We start from the raw sequence: 21,140 nt of genomic DNA, 5'->3' as shown, positions 1-21,140 counted from the left end.
AAACAAGGATAAGCTAGGGATGAATAAGAGGGGGAAGCCGACAATGTCCAGCAAGGAGTCGGAGATCTCCAAAGTAAAGCAACAACTACGATCGGAGAAGACCATCGCCCGAAACGAGCTGTCTTCGGACCAGAGAAGTAAACTATCATTTCAAGTCTGCCACTATGCATTGGAGTGGCTGGACACGAAGGATATAACTTCACTAATGGCCTATGTGTCTTTTCGTTCAGAGCTTGAAACCCGCCCACTTATCACACAGGCGTGGAAGGATCAGCGTAAGGTGCTGTTGCCGCGTGTAATTCCAGCAAGCGGTGAAATGAGTGTCCACGTGGTGAATGCATGGAGCGATTTAGAGCCGGGGACTTATGGTATCCATGAACCTATCGTCTCCAGTAGAGATTTATTAGAGGTTGAAGAGATTAAGCTACCTGCTGTTGTTTTCGTACCAGGGCTAGCATTTGATCTTCAAGGCGGCAGGCTTGGCTACGGTCGAGGATACTATGACCGGCTACGTGTGTCTTGGGAGAACGCCGGGTACGTTAGCGCACAGCCTCCGATATGGATCGGGTTAGCTTACAGCATGCAGTTGGTTCCAAGAGTGCCGATGGATGAGCATGACGCTTTAATGGACATGCTGATTACTGAAAATGGTATAGTGCACTGCCGAAAAGGAGAGTGAGCCATGGAATTGACCCATTTCAACGAGCAGGGAAGAGCTCGTATGGTGGATGTGAGTGAGAAGGAGATCACGAAGCGGACAGCTGTCGCGCGGAGTATGATCAAGATGGCTGCTGGAACGCTGAGCGCCATTAAGAGTGGCAAGATCAGCAAAGGTGATGTCCTTGCTGTTGCACAGATTGCCGGAATTATGGCGGCTAAGAAGACGTCAGACTGGATTCCGATGTGCCACCCGCTGCCACTTACCGGTATTGATATCAGCTTCTCCGATAACAGCGAAGATGAACTTTATATAGAAGCAACAGTCCATACTACAGGAAAAACCGGAGTAGAGATGGAGGCTTTAACCGCTGTTTCTGCCTCAGCACTAACGGTGTACGACATGTGTAAGGCTATTCAGAAGGATATGATTATCGGACCGACGCTACTGGTATCTAAGAGCGGGGGCAAGAACGGAGATTATACGCTCGAATAAGTATCAGTTGCTTATGTTCGAAGCGCTGATGCGAGCAGGCTGAACTGTACAGCCAACTATACATATAGAGAGGAAGGACAAACCTATGGCGTGGAAGACAGCAATCCTAACGGCCAGTGATAAAGGGGCCAGGGGCGAACGGGAAGACACGAGCGCCCAGGTTATTCGGGAGCTGGTGGAAGAGGAACTAGGTGGCGAGATCATTGAATATCGAATCGTTCCCGATGAACAAGATGAGATTATCGCAGCATTGATTGAACTGACGGACTATTTTCAGGCAGATTTGGTACTGACCACCGGAGGCACAGATCTGGCAATTCGTGATGTGACCCCGGACGCTACTCGGCGAGTGGTAGAACGGGAAGTGCCTGGGCTCTCAGAAGCTATGCGCAGCACAGTGATGCAAAAAAACCGTGCAGCTATGCTTTTCCGTGGGATATGCGGCATTCGTGGACGCACGTTGATTGTCAATTTACCTGGAACGCCGAAGGGTGTTCATGAGAATTTGGCAGCTATTATGGATCAATTGCCGGAAGCGCTGCTCATGGTAACTGGCCAATACCGCCAATAACCCTTTGTCATCTTCTTGTCACGTCACAACGATAATCTATTTATAGAAGAAAGTGGATGTAACTGTGACATAAGTTATGGTATTATTAAATTAAAGTAAACGATACCATGAACGGACAGGTGGACAAGGAGGAATAATAATGTTTAGTGGAATTGGAACTCCTGGTATTATTTTGTTGGTCATACTGGCACTTCTGCTCTTTGGCCCAAATAAACTGCCAGAGCTAGGCCGTGCAGTTGGACGAACCTTCCGTGAATTTAAGGAAGGCGCGCGTGAAATCATCGGGGATAATGAACCGGTGAAGAAGAGCGAAGCTCCTGTGCCGACGGCCCCGCAAACGGTCGCTGCAGATATTCCTCAGGACAAACGCCTGCCGGAATAATAGAAGATCTTTCAATGGGGCAATCTCAGGAGTCTACTAGACTTGAGGAGACGCCCCTTTTTCTTTGCTTTCCGCAGCAACGGACACTGCTTTGAAGAAAGTTAGTGTTATCTTTTTTACTCTTGTCATGGGATGGTGTCTGGATGTCTCTGAAATCGGAAGAAATGTCGGTGGTAGATCATCTCACCGAGCTGCGCAAACGGATTATTTATGTGTTAATCGTATTTGTCCTTGGATTAATAGGCGGTTTATTTTGTGCAAAGCCCATTTACGATTATCTGATTAGCACGGACCTGGCGCAAGGTTTTGTTCTGCATGCATTCTCATTCTGGGATGGCATTGGGATGTACATGAAGATCGCGATGGCCGTTTCGCTAGTGATTTCTGTCCCGTTTATTGCCTACCAATTGTGGGCATTTATCAGTCCAGGCCTTCGGCCGGAGGAGCGAAGTGCGACACTGCGTTATGTTCCTTATGTGTTTGTTCTTTTCCTTATCGGTCTTTCTTTTGCTTATTATATTGTTTTTCCAATGGCACTTTCGTTCACAATCTCAATTACCCGGAGTATGGGACTGGAAGAGACCTACGGGATTGCACAGTATTTTAACTTCATGTTCAGCCTAGTATTGCCGCTGGCATTGCTGTTTGAACTTCCATTGCTGGTGATGTTTCTGACCAAACTAAGAGTTCTCAACCCGCTACGCTTGCGTAAAATGCGTCGGTATGCCTATTTCACGCTTGTATTTATCGCCGTGGTTATCACACCCCCGGATTTTATCTCAGACTTTCTGGTGACGATTCCACTGCTCATCCTGTATGAGTTCAGTGTATTTTTATCTGCATTTGTCTATCGCAAGCAACTTGCTGCGGACGCGGCACGGGATGAACGGTATGTTCAGAAGAAGGAGTGAGGAAAAAAGGCTGCCGCTAAGTAGATTTTCTACTAATGTGGCAGCTTTTTTGCTATAAGTTGATTTCATTAGTTGGATTGAATACACTTAATAAGTAATTGTTATCGGCCGATCAGGATCATTAGATGCAAAGGTCTAACCATTCTAGCAACGTTCATATCGATAAGGGGTGAGAGGAAAGCGCTGGAATCCTACGCATATTTTCAAAACCCGTGGATACAATGTAATAGAGTGTGTGCTTGGACAAGCATTGAAACGTATTTTTTTGCGAAAACTAATACGAATTTGTGTAAAAAGACTTGAAATCCGGGCTCAAGTTGAGTATCATAAAAATTGTTGTTAGCACTGCACGCTGTTGAGTGCTAACGCTCTTGAAAAATAGGAGATGGGCTGGAGATTAGCAGGGTTCCATTGATATTTTTCAAGAACATCACAGAATTCTAAGTTTGCCCGGTAAGTTCTAAACTATGTTTTGAAGCAAAATAACATAATTTTAAAGGAGGCTATTTTTTCATGATCAAACCATTAGGTGAACGCGTATTGGTGCTACCGAGCGAGCAGGAGGAAACAACTTCATTCGGGATTGTGCTTCCGGACTCCTCGAAAGAAAAGCCACAAGAAGGAACTATTATTGCAGTAGGTAGCGGAGCTTTGAAAGATGGAGTACGTGTAGCGCTTGAAGTTAAAGAAGGCGACCGTGTTCTTTTCTCAAAATATGCAGGTACAGAAATCAAATATGAAGGTAAAGAATATTTGATTATGAAAGAAAGCGACATTCACGCGATTCTTGACTAAGCAGGAGTCGATCATAAGCTAAATCTAAACTACTTAAAGTAATAGGATATACAAAAAATTCTAGGAGGTAATTACACAATGGCTAAAGAAATTAAATTCAGTGAAGAAGCTCGTCGCTCTATGCTTCGTGGTGTAGATGCTCTGGCAAACGCGGTAAAAGTTACACTTGGACCAAAAGGCCGCAACGTGGTGCTTGAGAAGAAATTTGGTAGCCCACTCATCACTAACGATGGTGTAACGATCGCTAAAGAAATCGAACTTGAAGATGCATTCGAGAACATGGGTGCTCAATTGGTTAAAGAAGTTGCTACTAAGACTAATGATGTAGCCGGTGACGGTACTACAACTGCAACGGTTCTGGCTCAAGCTATGATCCGCGAAGGTCTGAAGAACGTGACTGCTGGTGCTAACCCAATGGTTATCCGTAAAGGTATCGACAAAGCGGTTCGTGCAGCTGTTGAAGAATTGCAAAAAATCGCTAAGCCTATCGAAGATTCCCAAGCTATCGCTCAAGTAGCTGCTATCTCTGCTGCTGACGATGAAGTAGGTCAATTGATCGCTGAAGCTATGGAAAAAGTAGGTAAAGACGGTGTTATCACTGTTGAAGAATCCCGTGGATTCGCTACTGAGCTTGAAGTAGTAGAAGGTATGCAATTCGACCGTGGTTACATTTCCCCGTACATGATTACTGATACAGACAAAATGGAAGCTGTTTTGGAGAATCCATACATCTTGATCACTGATAAAAAAATCAGCAGCACTCAAGAAATTCTTCCATTGCTTGAAAAAATCGTTCAACAAGCTAGACCGCTTGTTATTATCGCTGAAGATATCGAAGGCGAAGCACAAGCTATGCTGATCGTGAACAAACTGCGTGGAACATTCAACGCTGTTGCTGTTAAAGCTCCTGGCTTTGGCGACCGCCGCGAAGCTATGCTGCAAGATATCGCTGCCCTGACTGGTGGCCAAGTGATCACTGAGAAGCTCGGTCTTGATCTGAAGAGCACTTCCATTGAACAACTGGGTAACGCACGTCAAGTACGCGTAACTAAAGAAAACACAACAATCGTAGACGGAAGCGGCGACAAAGCGGACATCAATGCACGCGTAAGCCAAATCCGTGCTCAACTGGAAGAAACAACTTCCGAGTTCGACAAAGAGAAATTGCAAGAGCGTCTGGCTAAATTGGCTGGCGGCGTAGCCGTTGTCAAAGTTGGCGCTGCAACTGAAACTGAACTTAAAGAGCGCAAACTTCGCATCGAAGATGCCCTGAACGCAACTCGCGCAGCAGTTGAAGAAGGTATCGTATCCGGTGGGGGTACAGCTCTTGTGAACGTATATAACGCTGTTGCTGCTGTAGACGTAACTGGCGACGAGAAAACTGGCGTTAACATCGTGCTTCGCGCGTTGGAAGAGCCAATTCGCACCATCGCAGCTAACGCTGGTCAAGAAGGTTCCGTAATCGTGGACCGCTTGAAAAAAGAAGCAGTAGGTATCGGCTACAACGCTGCTACTGGTGAATGGGTGAACATGTTCGAAGCGGGTATCGTTGACCCTGCTAAAGTAACTCGTTCCGCTCTGCAAAATGCTGCATCCGTAGCTGCTATGTTCTTGACTACTGAAGCTGTTATCGCTGACAAGCCTGAGCCTGAAAAAGGCGGCGGCATGCCAGATATGGGCGGCATGGGTGGAATGGGCGGCATGATGTAAGGAAATCATTATCGAAGCAATTCGATGATGAGTTTCCTTGAGAGGAAACACCGTTTAACCACATAGTACAAAAATGAGAGACCTTTCATAAGTTCATTGAACTTTTGAGAGGTCTCTCATTTTTTTGTGGGTATAATTTAATCTAAATCTTGCTCTAAAACAGTTTTTACTAAACGACGTACTTCATCAGTTGATCTTGTATCCATTAATTGGTTTCTTAGTTCGCCTGCACCTCTAAATCCACGAACATAGATTTTGAAAAAGCGAAGAAGTGGTTTAAATAAACGTGGCTCAAGTTCATTTGAATATTTATCGTGAAGATCCAACTGTAAAAGAAGTAAATTGAGAAAATCCTTCGCGCTGTGTTCTTTAGGTTCTTTTTCAAAGGCAAATGGATTGGTGAAAATGCCGCGGCCAATCATGACTCCATCAACGCCGTATTGTTCTACTAATTTTAATCCTGTTGCGCGGTCAGGAATATCTCCATTAATAGTTAACAACGTATTTGGAGCAATTTCATCGCGTAATTTTTTTATTTCAGGGATTAGTTCCCAGTGTGCCTCTACTTTACTCATCTCTTTTTTTGTACGAAGGTGGATGGAAAGATTGGCAATATCTTGTTTCAATATATGTCCCAGCCAATCGCGCCACTCGTCAACATCAGAGTAACCCAATCTTGTTTTAACACTAACCGGCAATCCGCCTGCTTTTGCTGCTTGAATAATTTCTGCTGCTACTTCAGGATGTTTTATTAATCCAGCACCTTTTCCATTCGATGCGACGTTTTGTGCTGGGCATCCCATGTTTAAATCGATACCACGAAAACCAAGTTTTTTCATATCAATGCTCATCTGTTCAAAAAATACGGGTTTATCACCCCAAATATGAGCGACAATCGGTTGCTCATCTTCTGTGAACGTTAATCGACCACGTACGCTGTCTTTTCCTACAGGATGACAATAGCTTTCTGTATTTGTGAATTCTGTGAAAAATACGTCGGGCTTTGCAGCTTCACTAACGACGTGACGAAATACAACATCTGTGACATCTTCCATGGGTGCTAATATAAAAAACGGCTTCGGTAAATCCAGCCAAAAGTTTTGTTCGTTACTCATAATATCTCCTCTTGTTGTAATATATAAAAACGATATAAGGATAGCAAAGTCCTATACCCATCATACATAGTATCATTTTTTTTCGTTTGATGCACAGAATCAATGATGTGAGAATGTTCGTCCATGGCTATTTGTTTATAATCTGTTTATTGCTACTTGTTATAATCCTGTAGATGAAAAGTTTGTAATATAAAGTCGAATTGTGTTAACGAATCGACATAACGCATCCAAAGAACAGGGGGATAAGCAAGTGAACAAAAAGCAATGGATAAGCTCTATATTGGCTGCTGCTGTATTATCAAGCCCTATCATTATGCCGACCAAAGGATCGGCAGCTGCTTCCTTTATTGATATTGATGGCTCATATGCAAAGAAAGCGATTGTTGAGCTATTCGATCAGGGGATAGTGACCGGTGTTGGAGAGAGTAAGTTCTATCCTACGTCGAATATTACAAGGCAGGATTTTGCAATTATTTTAGCAAAGACATTAAAGCTGGATGTTTCGAACCCTCCTGCACTGCCAACCTTTCTGGACGTTCCCACAAGCAACTACGCATACAGCTATGTGGAAGCAGCTGTCAAAGCCGGATTGATTAAGGGTACAGGCAGTAATCTTTTCGGCACGGGGCAAAATTTATCACGTCAGGATATGGTCGTCATGTTCGTGAGAGCATTGGGAGTCAATCCTACGGGTAAAGCTGGAACTTTGCAATTTGCTGATAGTAGCCAAATTGCTGATTATTCTAAGGATTTTATAGCTGCCGCTGTGGAATATGGATTGATTACAGGATATAATAATTTTTTTAATCCTGATGCCAAAGTAGATCGTCAGGCCGTAGCTCTAGTAGCTTCTAAGTTTCTGAAGTTTAAGGAGAACGGAAACACTGAGCAGCCCGCTTCCACCCCAACTGCTCAACCGAGTAAAGAACCGGTAACAGTGCCTACTCCTGTTGTTGGAGGGTCTTCGTCTTCAGAAAGTGAGCATAGCAGCAATTCAGATACAAATGCACCTGTGGTTGAAAGTACCAAGTTCGAGGCGATCGACAACTACAACGGGACACAAGATCAGCTTCGCGGGTTAGCGGGAGCCATCGGGGAGCAAGGAGCAGCAGTACAAGCCTACCTGTGGACGGATGCGAATGAGAACGGTGAAGTAGATGCCGATGAATTAGGAACAGCCATCGCATTAGGCACCAGTGCAGCAGATGGATCTGTGAGTGCGGCTAATATTGGGGATCTGGACGCAGGAACGTATACTTTCGTGATTACCGCTAAGGATTCATCCAATAATGAATCAGCGAAGAACGCTGCACATGCGGTTACGGTGACCTTAAGCAAAAACGAAGTTCCGGATACGAGTGCACCGGTAGTGGACGCAGCCAAGTTCGAGGCGATCGACAACTACAACGGGACACAAGATCAGCTTCGCGGGTTAGCGGGAGCCATCGGGGAGCAAGGAGCAGCGGTACAAGCCTACCTGTGGACGGATGCGAATGAGAACGGTGAAGTAGATGCCGATGAATTAGGAACAGCCATCGCATTAGGCACCAGTGCAGCAGATGGATCTGTGAGTGCGGCTAATATTGGGGATCTGGACGCAGGAACGTATACTTTCGTGATTACCGCTAAGGATTCATCCAATAATGAATCAGCGAAGAAAGCTGCACATGCGGTTACGGTGACCTTAAGCAAAAACGATGTTCCGGATACGACTGCACCGGTAGTGGACGCAACTAAGTTCGAGGCGATCGATAACTACAACGGGACACAAGATCAGCTTCGCGGGTTAGCGGGAGCCATTGGCGAGCAAGGAGCAGCAGTACAAGCCTACCTGTGGACGGATGCGAATGAGAACAATGAAGTAGATGCCGACGAATTGGGAACAGCCATCGCATTAGGCACTAGTGCAGCAGATGGATCTGTGAGTGCGGCCAATATTGGGGATCTAACCGCAGGAACGTATACTTTCGTGATTACCGCTAAGGATTCATCCAATAATGAATCAGCGAAGAAAGCTGCACATGCGGTTACGGTGACCTTAAGCAAAAACGATGTTCCGGATACGACTGCACCGGTAGTGGACGCAACTAAGTTCGAGGCGATCGACAACTACAACGGGACACAAGATCAGCTTCGCGGGTTAGCGGGAGCCATTGGCGAGCAAGGAGCAGCAGTACAAGCCTACCTGTGGACGGATGCGAATGAGAACAATGAATTAGATGCCGACGAATTGGGAACAGCCATCGCATTAGGCACTAGTGCAGCAGATGGATCTGTGAGTGCAGCCAATATTGGGGATCTGAACGCAGGAACGTATCGTTTTGTGATTACCGCTAAGGATTCATCCAATAATGAATCAATGAAGAACGCTGCGCATGCAGTTACAATTGAGCTTGTTAATGGTGTTCTGACCACACCTACGGTTACTAGCTCTATATATGGTTTTGACGGAGGCGGCGGTTCAAAAACAAAACAACTGATAACGGGTTCTACACAATCGCGCATTCGCTTCGACTTTTTCTCCGGAGAAAGCTTTACGAATGCTGAAATTCAGGTAACGTTGGAAGGCATGATCTTTACCACAAACGACTATTATACCATTAGTGGATGGACACATCCGACGAGTGATCAAATTAGCAATAATGGGCATACGTTAACTTTCACAGGAAGTAACATAGGTGTTTCGGATATCGCTTTTGAACTTCATAATAAAGTGATGCCGGCACCCGGGACCTATCTCATTAAGTTCAAAGCAGATGCGGATGGACCTGGAACAGCCAGATCTTATTCCGAGGAACAAGTCATTACCATAATTATTTTGCCACCGGCTTAAACTAGAAGTTTCTCATGAGTTCTTTGAACTTGTGGGAAGCTTCTTTTTTTATGAAAAATAGGATTGCTCAATATAGTCTAAATGAGTATTATGAGTAAGGTATGTTCATATAAAAATAGAGATAAACAGGATGGAGAGCACCATGAAAACAACACGTCAGAACGCATTGATTTTCTCTTTTACTTTTATGGCTTTTATTCTGGGTACGACGGAGTATATTATTGTTGGTTTACTCTCTGAAATATCCTCAAGCCTCGGAGTTACGCTTGCGACAGCCGGGGGATTGGTATCTGGCTTCGCGATTTCTTATGCCATTGGTACACCAATTATGATGTCCTTGTGCAGCCGTGTTCCGAAACGGATTACGATTCTTGTATCACTTGTATTGATTTTGCTGCTGAATTTGTGGAGTGCTGTAACTGGAACTTACAGTATGCTGCTGGTGACTAGAATAGTTACTGCCATACTATGTGGCTTTGTTCTTTCTGTAGCCATTACGGTAGCGAATGAAGCGGTTGATCAGGAGAAGAGAGGCAAAGCGATTGCTACAATTTTGAGTGGTTTTGCTATTGCGAATGTTTTTGGTGTGCCGATCGGTACTTTCGTCGGGCAGTTTTTTAATTGGCCAGCAGCGTTTGTTCTGAATGGGATATTAGCTGGAGTTGCCATAGTCCTAAATTATATCTATATTCCACGCCAATTACCGAAACCTGTGCCTAGCTCACTCAAGGATCAGATCGGATTGCTCACAAACGGCCGCATTATTCTTGCATTTCTCATTCCGGTTACGGCAGTGGGAGCCGTATTTGTGATGTATACTTACATTACACCTATTCTGGAGCAAGTCATGAATGTTCCTAAAAGCTCGGTTAGCGGTGTGCTGTTTGTATACGGAATTGCCACGATTGTCAGCAACTGGATTGGTGGCAAGGTTGCGACCGGGAATGCGGTTAGTAAGCTGAGATTCGTGTTCCTTATCCAAGCTGTGGTCTATGTTATCTTTAGTATGACCGCATCTGTTTCCATTCTTGGAATGATTGTGCTAATGGCTCTAGCCATGATGTCGAGTATTGTGAGCGCCCCTGCACAGCTCTATTTGATTGACTTAGCTAAGCAGTTCTCACCAAAAACGAAGGATCTTGCTGCCTCATTGAATCCAGTAGCCTCAAACCTGGGAATTGCAGGCGGGTCCGCGATCGGTGGAGTGGTTGCCGGGCATGGAGGATTAATCTCTCTTCCTGTAGCTGCTGCCATCCTGGCGATATTGGCCTGTGTGATTACGTTGATATGTTATAAGATGGATCATCAAAGCCAAGTAGCGGTCATCACTCAGCATCATAACTTAACCTAATGAGATGATATAAAATATCCCGGCTTCATACGAGTTCATTGAACTTGTGTGGAGCTTTTTTTATATGATAAGCTTCAAAGCGTTGACTTCCTACAGATTCAGTGCTAAACTTATCTTAAGTTAAAGATATTTAAAGTGAAGATAAAAAATCTCGATACTATCCACCAAAGAGCTTGTACAGTAGAAAAAGATCTTTTTTTAAAGTGATATCTTAACATTAAGATAATTAAACTAAACCTTCTTGTTCTTGGGAATTATATTACGAGTCAAAATCAACTAAACATTAGGAGTGTATAACAATGAGAAACTTAAAAGGGATTCACCACGTTACAGCCATCACAAGCAGCGCAGAGAAAAATTACGAGTTTTTTACTTACGTGTTAGGTATGCGTCTAGTGAAGAAAACAGTTAATCAAGATGATATTCAGACGTATCATTTGTTTTTTGCAGATGATAAGGGCAGCGCCGGAACAGATATGACCTTCTTTGATTTTCCTAACATCCCTAAAGGGGTTCATGGAACTAACGAGATTGCGAAGACATCCTTCCGGGTACCAACAGATGCTGCATTAGACTACTGGGTTAAGCGTTTTGATCGGCTTGCAGTGAAGCATACCGGCATTAAAGAGCAATTCGGCAAAAAGACAATATCCTTCGTAGATTTCGATGATCAACAGTATCAACTTATTTCAGATGAATTGAATAAAGGTGTCGTATCAGGTACACCGTGGCAAAAAGGGCCTATCCCTTTGGAGTATGCAATAACGGGCTTGGGACCGATCTTTGTACGAATTGCTGACTTCAGCTACTTCAAAGAAGTATTGGAGAAAGTGATGTTGTTTAAAGAAATTGCTCAGGAAGAGACGTATCATTTATTTGAAGTTGGCGAAGGCGGAAACGGTGCACAAATTATTGTAGAGCATAACGAGTTCTTACCGAATTCACGCCAAGGTTTTGGGACTGTTCACCATGCTGCATTCCGTGTAGAGGATCGTGCGATGCTTGACGAGTGGACAGAGCGTTTTGAAGGCTTTGGATTCCAAACTTCAGGATATGTAGATCGTCACTTCTTCGAGTCGTTGTATACACGTGTAGCACCACAAATATTGTTTGAGCTTGCCACTGACGGGCCAGGATTTATGGGAGATGAGGAATATGAAACCGTTGGCGAGAAGCTTTCTTTGCCACCTTTCTTGGAACCTAAACGTGAGCAAATTGAGAAGTTAGTCCGTCCTATTAATACCATTAGAAGTACGATCGACTTTGTAAAAGAGTGAAGAAGGGGCTGAGGAAATTGATTTCAATTGATCCAAAGCACAACAGTGAGCGGGAAAATTACAAATTATTAATTGGCACTATTATTCCTAGACCTATAGCCTTTGTCACAACACAATCAGAAGAGGGTCTCTTAAATGGTGCACCTTTTAGCTATTTTAATATCGTTTCGTCCAATCCTCCAATGGTTTCATTGGCTATTCAAAGACCGGCAGGCCGTTTAAAAGATACAGCCCGTAATATTTACGATAATCAACAGTTTGTTGTGCATATTGTAGATGAGGAGAATGTTGCGAAGATCAATCAGACTGCAGCCACATTACCTGCTTCTGAAAGTGAAATTGAATTGGCGAATCTTACACCGATTCAAAGTACAAGTGTAGCTGTGCCTGGCGTTTTGGAAGCGAAGGTGCGGATGGAGTGCAAGCTTGTTCAAGCAATCCCTCTAGGGGGTGAAGAACCTGGGAGTGACTTGTTTATTGGCGAAATTGTTCAATTCCATATCGATGAATCGATCTATCAGGAGGGGCACATTGACCCGAGAGTTCTAAACGCTGTGAGCCGCTTGGCGGGAAATAATTACGCAACTCTTGGAGAGATTTTTACAATAGATAGGCCGGAATAAGCAACTATAGAATAGACCTGCTAGTAAGCAATGAAGCCTACTTAGCAGGTCTTTTTGTGTACCGAAGCTACAGCTCGTCCGCAACCCCCAACAAAGCAATCCCTAGAATCACAACGATAATAACGGCATATTGTGCCTTGCTTAGTTTTTCTTTGAGGAAGATGCGCGATAATATTACGGAAAAAATGCTGTATGAAGCAATAAGTGGTGCCGCGATAATGGCGTTGCTGGACATAGCAAATACGTAGAAGAATTGTCCGGTCGTTTCCAGAATGGCTGCGAAGCCCTTATCCCGTTCTTTAAATAGGTTGAACTTTACCTTTTTAAAAAATTTCAGGTATGTAAAAGACAAGATGGCACATATAAAGAAGGTGTATTCATACGCGAGCAGAGCTGCTTTTTCGCTAATCAGGCTGAGTTCATCCAAATAAATAGCATCGGCAAAGGTGCCAAGTCCATCGATTAGGCAGTATAGGATTGGAAAAATGATGGCGATCACGCCAATCTGATATTTTTTATCAATCTGTGTGGTGCTGTTTTGAAGCGCTTGGTGTTCTGCTCTCTTTTCCAAGATGGCGATCCCGATAATGCCTAAGGTGATAACGGCAACACCAACGATTTCAAGCGCCCCTAGCTCATGGGTGAAAAAGATAAATAATAATATCGTCGTTACAGCGCCAGATGAATTTTGTACGGGGGAGGCAATGGATAACTCAATATATCTAAGTCCAATATAACCAACTGCCATCGACAGGATATAGAGTGCAGACACAGGGAAATATCGGATTAAGTCTATAGGATCAAAGGTTAATCCTTGAATGAGCATATAAGCTGTTGCGTGAATACCCATGACTATCCCCACGATAATGACAATCTTAATATGGCTATACCGATCCTGACTATCGGTCCCCTTTTTATAAAATAAGTCAGCCCCTCCCCAAGCGAAGGCCGTTAATAATGCAAACATAAACCACATGATCATTGCTCCTTGATGTAATTTAAAATCCCCGCCGATTATACCAGATTAGATTCTACACAGGGTGCTCATTTCGTCACACATAAAAAATACACCCTCTAGAAGCGACCGGACAAACCATAGGTTTATCGAAAGTCTATTCTAAAGGGTGTACTTCATAACATAACAGAGGGGGAAGGCGTTCTATCTTAACGTAGAGTTTTCAATGCGCCACTCCAAGCCAAGACTTGATCCAGCATCCCATTAAGATTGGTAAGATGAAGATCCGCTGGTTTGAACACAGTTCCGTTCTCGAAATCAGTGAACAGTGACAACGCAGGGTGTACACGAACGTCTGCTACCGATAGTTCTCCCAAGATTCCGCGTAGATGTTCAGCTGCACGAGCGCCCCCTACGGAACCATAACTTACGATACCTGCTGCTTTATTATTCCAAGCTTCACGGGCATAATCGAGCGCATTTTTCAGTGATGCAGAAATACTGTGGTTATATTCTTGTACGATAAATACGAAACCGTCTAGTGTAGCAAGTTTAGTGTTCCAAGCTGTTGCTTGTTCAGTTGCATCAGCCTCACCCAATAGTGGAAGCTTGAAGTCTGCAATATCTATGATCTCATAATTAGCATCCCCGCGTGCATCCGCAATCTTTTTAACCCATTCTCCTACTTGCGGGCTTAAACGACCTTGACGAGTACTTCCGAGAATAATACCGATGTTTAATTTTGACATTGTTTGTTCCTCCTCAATTTTTGTTCTACCAAATAGTTTGTCTAGGAATCCCATGAAGTACACAACCTTTTAAAATTATTATCTCAAGAGTAGTAAACTCTGGTTGTCTTTAAGTTAAGTATCTTTAAGATGAGATAATAATACCGCACATAGTGTGCTTTGTCAAGCAGCTTTATAATAGTTAGTTTATAGCTTTGCTTCACCTTTACAAAATTAGTTGTTAGGAATATAATTGTTTAAGCAACTATTAAAATAGTGTTAATTGAGAAGGGATACGATCATGACGACAAAGCATAACCAATCCGAGCTTACGTTAGGATTTATGATGGGCACGACTTATCGTAAATTAAGCATGTTATTTCAAAGTGGGCTGAAAGAACATGATATAACACCGGAGCAATGGTCAGTCCTTTTTCATATTGACAGAACGGAAGGTCTGATTCAGAAGGACATCGCTAAGCGCTCTGGTAAGGATAAGCCAACTACAACGCGAATTCTGGATCATTTGGAAGGAAAGGGACTGATCTACAAAAGAACCGGTGAAAACGATCGGCGTTCTTTTAAAGTCTATATCACAGAAAAAGGAAGGTCTCTGGTGAAGGAAACCGTTCCTATTGAAGATAAGGTGACAGAAGAGATTATGAACTGTATTTCTAGTAAGGAATATGAGTTGCTCATGGAATTGCTGCTAAGAATAAACAATCATGTAGATCAAATAACAGATGGAGAGTAGGAAGGCAAGTTATGTTAGAACAACAAGAACTACGTACGAAATTATGGACCAAATCTTTTATTGCTTTAACGATTAGTGCTTTATTTTTATTTATGAATTTACAGATGTTGTTATCTTCATTTCCGTCTTACGTAAAAAGCGAATTTCAGGCCGGAGATATTATGGTCAGTCTCGTTACCAGCGTCTTTGCATTAACTGCGATCGCTTCACGTTTTATGACCGCTTTTCTGATGCGGAAGGTTAGCCGCAATGTATTATTATATATTGGCTTAGCAATTGCCGCCGCTATAACCGGCCTTTATGTTGTAGCAGATTCCATTGGCTCGCTGCTGCTGATGCGTGTGGGCTATGGGATTGGATTCGGGATTGCCAGCACGATTATCCCAACGATTGTTTCACAGATTATTCCGAGCAAAAGAATGGGTGAAGGGATAGGTTATTTCGGTTTATCTACCAGTCTGGCGATGTCGATTGGTCCAATGATTGGCTTGAATGTGATGAAACAATCGGGTTTTGGAACACTGGCTATGATCGGTATGATAACCTTACTTCTTGCCTTTCCAGTACTTTTATTTTCTCGTTCACTTCCTGCGCAACCGAAAAAACAGCCTACCCCAAATCAAAGCGAATCCACCAAACCTCTCAAGGTTCCGTTTAATACAAAGTTAGTATTGCCTGCCATTCTAAATGTCATGTTGGCAATTACCTACGGGGGATTGCTAAGCTTTATCGCTTTATTCGGCGAATCAGTTCATCTGGAGCAAGTGGGTCTGTTCTTTTTATTTAATGCGGTTACGATCATCATTATAAGACCTATCTCCGGCAGATTATTTGATAAAAGAGGACCAGCTTCTGTCCTAATCCCGGCGGCGGTTTGCGTCGTTGCAAGCTTAACTGTGCTTTCTTATACGACCTCTATGCCAATGCTCATCGTTTCCGCTTTGCTATATGGACTTGGTTTCGGCGCTATTCAGCCAACGATCCAGGCTTGGATGCTTCGCACCTCAACACCTGCACAATATGGTATGGCCAACAGTATGTTCTATAACTCAACGGATTTAGGCGTAGCCAGCGGAGCTATTATTCTTGGGGCAATCTCGGCAGCAACCGATTATGGGATAATGTATCGTTATTCGGCTGGGTTTATGGTGTTGTTCCTTATCGTGTATGTGGGGATTCAGATTAACAAGGCTAGAGTGAATCCTTCAACCTTAAGTCAATAAGGGTTCGGAGATTAAGCCAATCTTTATCTACTATTCATATTATTTTAAGCTAAGGGGGTTATAGTAATCACATAACCCCCTTATAATATAGACTTTGACCCTGCCGGACGTTGGCAGGGTCCTTTTTTTGTGAAAGAAGAGAAGAAGTACATTATGTCGATGCACTTTTCTGGCCGGATGGATTATCCTTAGAAGAATAGGAATCGAAAGGGGAGAGATTTGCGGATGAATATGACATGGAACTTAGATAGTTTATATCCTTCCTTTGAATCGGAGCAGTTAAAAAGGGATCGCAAGCTACTGGACCAGCATATACAAGATTTAAAGCGGTGGGCTGAGCACCATTTGAATGTAAAAGACGTTACAGCCATGCCTGTGGAGGGCTTTTTAAGAATTTATAATGATTATAAAAGCATATATGTATGCTTGTTAGCTTATGCAGAGTTAACACTCAGCGCAGATAGTTGCTGCGAGGAAGCCATGAATCTTGCTGATGATATTGAGGAGGCCAATTCAGAAATCATTGGGGTAGTTGTGGCTTTTAAGCGCTGGTTTAGCACTTGTGATCATATGGATGAGCTTATCGTTAGCTCCCCTTATCTAATGGAGCATCAATTTTATTTGCGAGAACTCCTGTTACAGTCCAGCTATGAGTTAAGCGAAGAACTTGAAATGGCTATAGCCAAAATGCAGAGTACAGGATCCAAAGCATGGAGCAGACTGTATATGGAGAGGACTTTAAGTACACTTGCAGATTTAGTGGTGGATGGGGAAACTAGACAAGTGACACTTGCGGAGCTAAGAAGTATGGCTTATGAGAATAATGCCAGCTTAAGAAAAGCTGCTTATGAAGCAGAGGCAGAAGCCTGTAGTCTTATAGCTGAGGTCTGCGCAGCCAGCTTAAATGGCATTAGTGGTGAGGCGCTGACGATTTATGGCATGCGGGGTTATCAATCTTCGCTGGAAAAAGTGTTAATCGCTTCGAGAATGGACAGTGAGACTTTAGCAGCTATGCTCACTGCTCTTGGGGAGAGCCTGCCAGCCTTTCATACCTATTATCAAAAGAAAGCCGAGCTGCTGGGACATCCGGCAAAGCTGCCTTTTTACGATATTTTTGCACCAGTCGGTGTAGAAAACGGGAAAATTACATACGCTAACGCCAAAGATACAATCATCTCGAGCTTCGCAACCTTTAGTGAGGAACTGGCTTGTTTTGCTCAGAAGGCTTTTGATCAGCAATGGATTGATGCAGAACCTAGATCAGGCAAAGGGGGTTATGGACTTTGCATCGATATTTTCCCGATTGGCGAGAGCAGAATTATGACCCAGTTCACCGGAAATGCCATAGATATTAGTATCCTTGCCCATGAGCTCGGCCATGCCTATCATAGCTCCTGTCTGGCTAATGAAACGATGCTGAATACGGATTACCCGATTCCGATTGCTGAAACGGCTTCGATTTTTTGTGAGACGATAGTGAACCATGCCATAATTACAAATTCAACGGAGAAGGAAGCTCTGCTTATTCTGGAGAGAAGTATTTCTGATGCCGGTTATTATCTTGTAGACTTTTATGCCCGTTATTTATTTGAGATCAAATTATATGAGAGAAGAGCATTAGGCCCGCTGTCTGTTCAAGCGCTAAATGAATTGATGATTGCCTGTATGGTGGAAGCCTATGGTGAGGGCATTGACCCGGGTACAATCCATCCGTACATGTGGATGAACAAAGCTGGATATTTTATGGCTAGTAATGAATTTTTGAATTTCCCGTATTCCTTTGGTTTGTTATTCTCTAAAGGGCTGTACGCGGAATATTTAAAGAGGGGCGAAGATTTCGCCCCTAAGTATCACCAGTTCCTTAGGGATACCAGCAAACATAATATTGTTGATGTAGCACAAACAATGGATATAGATGTTCACTCCATCGACTTCTGGAGAAGTGCGTTGAAGCTGATTGAGAGCGACATTGAGGTGTTCATCGCTAAAGCCTAAACAACTCTCCAATTATGGTCACAGGTAGCTTCAATTTGGCCATGCTTTTCAATGTAGTCCGTGACAATTTCAGATATGTCGATCATAATTTCTTGAACAATCGGTTTACCCTTATACATCTCATAATCTCCGCCACCGCTAGCCCTATAATTGTTCATAACAACCTCATATTCTTTAGAGTCCTCTATAGGCTGTCCTCGGTACAGCAGATGGAGGACTCTTTCGCCTGCAGGTCTAGCGGTATCAAGCTCGTATTGTATTCCTTCCCACATATCATAATTGTAATGCTGCGGTTTAGGCTCGATGTAGGCGGGGTTAACGGCTATTATTCCGTTCTCGACTTGTTGGAAATAGTTAGCGGTTTGTTCTAAGGCCTCTCTAATATCTTGTCCTGTCAGTCTTAGGACGGTTAAGGTGTTGGGATAAATGAAGTTCGATAAAATGTCTCTGCGTGTGATGGTTTCGCTGAAACCCTTGCAATCGTTACTGAGTAAGGCTGCTGTAGAAATGTCTACGCCAGCAGCCTCCATTTGTACCTTATTCATAAATTCTATAAAAGGATGGTCAGCCAATCGGCATTCATCAGCACTGGAAATAGACAGGTCCCCGATAACCGTTCCTATTCTCTCATCCAGCCAGGTTTGTGTTTCTGATTCAAGAGTACTGCTCAGCTCTAGGATTACATCATCTGCAGCTGTTGTCTCATTAACGGTAAGGAGCTCGGCATGTTTACGCTGAATCTTCCAGTGTGTATTTTCTTTTTGGAAAATAACCGAAATTTTACCGAGGGAAAGTCCATTACAACCAGGTTGTATGATTGTAACACCGTTCAACTCCCCAGCTATGGAGCGGTGCTGATGTCCGGTAATTAGCACATCTATGCCCTCTACCTCTGTACACATGGCGTAGGCTTGATTCTCCCCCGTTAGTCTCTCTACAGGTTCTCCACTGCTTAGATCGCGTTCGAATCCGCCGTGGTAAGCTACAACGAGCAGATCAGGCTGCTCTTCTGCCCGTATAATGGCACACCAATGCTTTACAGTCTCTAGCGAATCCTCAAATTGAAGCCCTTCAATATGGCTAGGGTTCTCCCAGTGGGGGATGTAATGCGTCGTAACCCCTAGAACGGCTACTTTGATTTTATCTACCCATTTGATGATATAGGGTTTACCAAAGGCGGGTTGATTTGTCGTGTTATCTATAATTCCAGCTGATAACCAAGGAAAGCGGGAATCCTGAACGGCTTTATTCAGCAGAGTTTTGCCAAAATTGAATTCATGGTTGCCAATAATTGCAGCGTCATATTTCAATTCATTTAGTGCAGCTATGCCCGGATTCAGCTCATTACTATAATGTTTAGCTGCATAATAAGTTAACGGTGTGCCTTGAATAAGATCGCCGTTATCTATAAGGATCAGCTCAGGAGTATGGGATCTTTCTTGTTTAATGAGGGTAGCAATTGTTGCTAAGCCTGCTGGTCGTTTCTCCCCCGTGCGGTAATCGACGGGCCCAAAATGTCCATGTAGATCACTTGTTACGAGGATTTCACAGGTTATTGAATTCTCTTTATTCATAGGTAGCCCCTCCTGATAATAAGTTCAGACCTCATTCTAGCAGATAAATTGCTAACTTTAAGAGATTGGAATAAATTTTACATATATTTGATGCTTGGTTGCTATTGATTTAATAAAACACATCTATAGTTTAGAAGTACTCAAAAATAAAAATAGAAAACAGTGGAGGTCTTTCGTTTGAGAAAAATCAGTAAATTCGTATTGCCGCTAATGATGTCTATTACATTGCTTAGTGGTTGTGGCGCTAACAACACTACAAATAATGCAAACCAAGGATCGACGGACGGGGCAAATGCACCGAAGGAAACGGCAGCTCCTGTAGCAGAGGGTTATGTTCCAGAGAAGCTTACTGTACAATTTGTTCCTTCTCAAAATGCAGATACGCTCGAAGCTAAAGCGAAACCTCTTGAAAAATTACTGGGTGACAAGCTCGGTATTCCTGTAGAAGTAAGTGTCTCTACTGATTACAACACCGTTATCGAAGCTATGGCCTCTAAAAAAGTGGATGTAGGTTTCCTTCCTCCAACTGCTTACGTGTTAGCTAAAGAAAAAGGAGCAGCTGAGGTTATTCTTCAGGCTCAACGTTTTGGTGTAAATGATGAAACCGGTGGTCCAACAGATGAATTAGCGGATTTCTATAAATCTATGATTATCGTCAAGAAAGATTCTGCGATCAAATCGGTTGCCGATTTGAAAGGTAAAAAAATTGCCTATCAAAACGTTACATCCTCTGCAGGATTTGTATGGCCGGCTGCAACGCTTATGGATGCGGGACTTGATCCGCTGAAGGATGTACAAGCCATTACGGTTAAAGGTCATGATCAAGGCGTGCTTGCTGTGCTGAATGGTGACGTAGATGCAGCAGCTATTTTCCAAGATGCCCGGAACACGGTCGTTAAGGATTATCCAAAAGTATTTGAAGATACTCAAGTTCTCGCCTTTACTGATAAAATTCCTAACGATACGATTTCGGTCCGTTCAGATATGAATAAAGAATGGATTGAAAAAATCCAGCAGGCATTCATTGATATCGCAGCTGACACAGAAGGCCATGAGATTATCAAAGACATTTACTCTCATGAAGGTTATGTGAAATCACAAGACAGCAACTTTGACATTGTTCGCGAATACAACAGTAAAGTAAAAACAGAGTAGAACAGGCCGTTCAAGGATACAACGATGTTGGTGTA

General features: G+C 43.3%; 19 protein-coding genes. 15 read left to right on the top strand and 4 right to left on the bottom strand.

The features are described from left to right. The first annotated feature begins 43 nt into the window (after positions 1 to 43). From MHH49_RS04800 to groL, 7 genes are all read left to right on the top strand, one after another. Positions 44 to 679, top strand: coding sequence for a 5-formyltetrahydrofolate cyclo-ligase (locus MHH49_RS04800; RefSeq protein ID WP_341137937.1), 636 nt, complete (start codon positions 44 to 46; stop codon positions 677 to 679). Positions 680 to 682: 3 nt separating this feature from the next. Then, complete coding sequence (gene moaC, locus MHH49_RS04795; protein ID WP_036676513.1) at positions 683 to 1,153, top strand: cyclic pyranopterin monophosphate synthase MoaC; 471 nt, start codon at positions 683 to 685, stop codon at positions 1,151 to 1,153. Positions 1,154 to 1,238: 85 nt separating this feature from the next. Next, a complete protein-coding gene (locus tag MHH49_RS04790) occupies positions 1,239 to 1,724 on the top strand; it encodes a MogA/MoaB family molybdenum cofactor biosynthesis protein (RefSeq protein WP_036676512.1) in 486 nt (161 codons plus the stop codon). Between the two features lie 139 nt (positions 1,725 to 1,863). Then, positions 1,864 to 2,106: a twin-arginine translocase TatA/TatE family subunit gene (locus tag MHH49_RS04785; protein ID WP_036676510.1), complete on the top strand. Its 243-nt coding sequence runs from the start codon at positions 1,864 to 1,866 to the stop codon at positions 2,104 to 2,106. 143 nt (positions 2,107 to 2,249) lie between these two features. Then, the gene (tatC, locus tag MHH49_RS04780) at positions 2,250 to 3,017 is read left to right on the top strand and encodes a twin-arginine translocase subunit TatC (RefSeq protein WP_036676508.1); all 768 of its coding nucleotides are present in this window, start codon (positions 2,250 to 2,252) and stop codon (positions 3,015 to 3,017) included. A 513-nt stretch (positions 3,018 to 3,530) separates the two neighbouring features. Continuing rightward, positions 3,531 to 3,812 carry a co-chaperone GroES gene (groES, locus tag MHH49_RS04775; protein ID WP_036676506.1) on the top strand — a complete coding sequence of 94 codons (282 nt, stop codon included), beginning with the start codon at positions 3,531 to 3,533 and terminating at the stop codon, positions 3,810 to 3,812. Between the two features lie 78 nt (positions 3,813 to 3,890). Next, positions 3,891 to 5,522, top strand: coding sequence for a chaperonin GroEL (groL, locus tag MHH49_RS04770; RefSeq protein ID WP_036676504.1), 1,632 nt, complete (start codon positions 3,891 to 3,893; stop codon positions 5,520 to 5,522). 137 nt (positions 5,523 to 5,659) lie between these two features. On the opposite strand, the gene MHH49_RS04765 is transcribed toward groL, so the two are convergent. Next, the gene (locus MHH49_RS04765; protein ID WP_076147082.1) at positions 5,660 to 6,637 is read right to left on the bottom strand and encodes a tRNA dihydrouridine synthase; all 978 of its coding nucleotides are present in this window, start codon (positions 6,635 to 6,637) and stop codon (positions 5,660 to 5,662) included. A 250-nt stretch (positions 6,638 to 6,887) separates the two neighbouring features. Here MHH49_RS04765 and MHH49_RS04760 point away from each other — a divergent pair, with 250 nt between their 5' ends. The 4 genes from MHH49_RS04760 (at position 6,888) to MHH49_RS04745 (ending at position 12,721) form a co-directional block, all read left to right on the top strand. Beyond that, positions 6,888 to 9,470 (top strand): S-layer homology domain-containing protein, encoded by a 2,583-nt coding sequence (locus MHH49_RS04760; protein WP_341137936.1) that lies wholly within the window; start codon positions 6,888 to 6,890, stop codon positions 9,468 to 9,470. Positions 9,471 to 9,612: 142 nt separating this feature from the next. After that, the gene (locus MHH49_RS04755; protein WP_076273489.1) at positions 9,613 to 10,821 is read left to right on the top strand and encodes an MFS transporter; all 1,209 of its coding nucleotides are present in this window, start codon (positions 9,613 to 9,615) and stop codon (positions 10,819 to 10,821) included. A gap of 299 nt (positions 10,822 to 11,120) precedes the next feature. Then, positions 11,121 to 12,098: a ring-cleaving dioxygenase gene (locus MHH49_RS04750; RefSeq protein ID WP_076145545.1), complete on the top strand. Its 978-nt coding sequence runs from the start codon at positions 11,121 to 11,123 to the stop codon at positions 12,096 to 12,098. A 17-nt stretch (positions 12,099 to 12,115) separates the two neighbouring features. Next, positions 12,116 to 12,721 carry a flavin reductase family protein gene (locus tag MHH49_RS04745; protein WP_038568951.1) on the top strand — a complete coding sequence of 202 codons (606 nt, stop codon included), beginning with the start codon at positions 12,116 to 12,118 and terminating at the stop codon, positions 12,719 to 12,721. 67 nt (positions 12,722 to 12,788) lie between these two features. Here MHH49_RS04745 and MHH49_RS04740 read toward each other — a convergent pair whose 3' ends face one another. Further along, entirely contained in the window at positions 12,789 to 13,697 is a 909-nt protein-coding gene (locus MHH49_RS04740) for a DMT family transporter (RefSeq protein WP_076138707.1), read from the bottom strand. Between the two features lie 188 nt (positions 13,698 to 13,885). After that, positions 13,886 to 14,425, bottom strand: a complete 540-nt coding sequence (locus tag MHH49_RS04735) for an NADPH-dependent FMN reductase (protein WP_036676495.1) — start codon at positions 14,423 to 14,425, stop codon at positions 13,886 to 13,888. Between the two features lie 280 nt (positions 14,426 to 14,705). Between MHH49_RS04735 and MHH49_RS04730 the strand changes: the two genes are divergently transcribed. The 3 genes from MHH49_RS04730 to MHH49_RS04720 all read left to right on the top strand — a co-directional run bounded on the left by MHH49_RS04730 (position 14,706) and on the right by MHH49_RS04720 (position 18,376). Further along, positions 14,706 to 15,158: a MarR family winged helix-turn-helix transcriptional regulator gene (locus tag MHH49_RS04730; protein ID WP_036676493.1), complete on the top strand. Its 453-nt coding sequence runs from the start codon at positions 14,706 to 14,708 to the stop codon at positions 15,156 to 15,158. Positions 15,159 to 15,169: 11 nt separating this feature from the next. Next, complete coding sequence (locus tag MHH49_RS04725; protein WP_340900327.1) at positions 15,170 to 16,381, top strand: MFS transporter; 1,212 nt, start codon at positions 15,170 to 15,172, stop codon at positions 16,379 to 16,381. 225 nt (positions 16,382 to 16,606) lie between these two features. Continuing rightward, positions 16,607 to 18,376: a M3 family oligoendopeptidase gene (locus MHH49_RS04720; RefSeq protein WP_341137935.1), complete on the top strand. Its 1,770-nt coding sequence runs from the start codon at positions 16,607 to 16,609 to the stop codon at positions 18,374 to 18,376. On the opposite strand, the gene MHH49_RS04715 is transcribed toward MHH49_RS04720, so the two are convergent. Next, positions 18,373 to 19,950: a bifunctional metallophosphatase/5'-nucleotidase gene (locus MHH49_RS04715; protein WP_341137934.1), complete on the bottom strand. Its 1,578-nt coding sequence runs from the start codon at positions 19,948 to 19,950 to the stop codon at positions 18,373 to 18,375. The two genes, MHH49_RS04720 and MHH49_RS04715, sit on opposite strands and share 4 nt — an antisense overlap. Positions 19,951 to 20,127: 177 nt before the next feature. Here MHH49_RS04715 and MHH49_RS04710 point away from each other — a divergent pair, with 177 nt between their 5' ends. Further along, on the top strand, positions 20,128 to 21,105 hold the full coding sequence (locus tag MHH49_RS04710) for a phosphate/phosphite/phosphonate ABC transporter substrate-binding protein (protein ID WP_038568963.1): 978 nt from the start codon (positions 20,128 to 20,130) through the stop codon (positions 21,103 to 21,105). Positions 21,106 to 21,140: the final 35 nt, after the last annotated feature.

The organism is Paenibacillus sp. FSL F4-0122 (assembly GCF_038002845.1).
Taxonomy (GTDB): domain Bacteria; phylum Bacillota; class Bacilli; order Paenibacillales; family Paenibacillaceae; genus Paenibacillus_AQ; species Paenibacillus_AQ odorifer.
Note: the sequence above shows the minus strand (reverse complement) of the source record. Positions and strands in the feature narration are given on the sequence as shown.

Coding starts and splice junctions, on each gene's coding strand:
- moaC (WP_036676513.1), top strand. CDS start 683: ATGGAATTGACCCATTTCAACGAGCAGGGAAGAGCTCGTATGGTGGAT.
- MHH49_RS04715 (WP_341137934.1), bottom strand. CDS start 19,950: ATGAATAAAGAGAATTCAATAACCTGTGAAATCCTCGTAACAAGTGAT.
- MHH49_RS04790 (WP_036676512.1), top strand. CDS start 1,239: ATGGCGTGGAAGACAGCAATCCTAACGGCCAGTGATAAAGGGGCCAGG.
- MHH49_RS04765 (WP_076147082.1), bottom strand. CDS start 6,637: ATGAGTAACGAACAAAACTTTTGGCTGGATTTACCGAAGCCGTTTTTT.
- MHH49_RS04785 (WP_036676510.1), top strand. CDS start 1,864: ATGTTTAGTGGAATTGGAACTCCTGGTATTATTTTGTTGGTCATACTG.
- MHH49_RS04800 (WP_341137937.1), top strand. CDS start 44: ATGTCCAGCAAGGAGTCGGAGATCTCCAAAGTAAAGCAACAACTACGA.
- MHH49_RS04740 (WP_076138707.1), bottom strand. CDS start 13,697: ATGTGGTTTATGTTTGCATTATTAACGGCCTTCGCTTGGGGAGGGGCT.
- MHH49_RS04725 (WP_340900327.1), top strand. CDS start 15,170: ATGTTAGAACAACAAGAACTACGTACGAAATTATGGACCAAATCTTTT.
- MHH49_RS04720 (WP_341137935.1), top strand. CDS start 16,607: ATGAATATGACATGGAACTTAGATAGTTTATATCCTTCCTTTGAATCG.
- groL (WP_036676504.1), top strand. CDS start 3,891: ATGGCTAAAGAAATTAAATTCAGTGAAGAAGCTCGTCGCTCTATGCTT.
- groES (WP_036676506.1), top strand. CDS start 3,531: ATGATCAAACCATTAGGTGAACGCGTATTGGTGCTACCGAGCGAGCAG.
- tatC (WP_036676508.1), top strand. CDS start 2,250: ATGTCTCTGAAATCGGAAGAAATGTCGGTGGTAGATCATCTCACCGAG.
- MHH49_RS04750 (WP_076145545.1), top strand. CDS start 11,121: ATGAGAAACTTAAAAGGGATTCACCACGTTACAGCCATCACAAGCAGC.
- MHH49_RS04755 (WP_076273489.1), top strand. CDS start 9,613: ATGAAAACAACACGTCAGAACGCATTGATTTTCTCTTTTACTTTTATG.
- MHH49_RS04730 (WP_036676493.1), top strand. CDS start 14,706: ATGACGACAAAGCATAACCAATCCGAGCTTACGTTAGGATTTATGATG.
- MHH49_RS04735 (WP_036676495.1), bottom strand. CDS start 14,425: ATGTCAAAATTAAACATCGGTATTATTCTCGGAAGTACTCGTCAAGGT.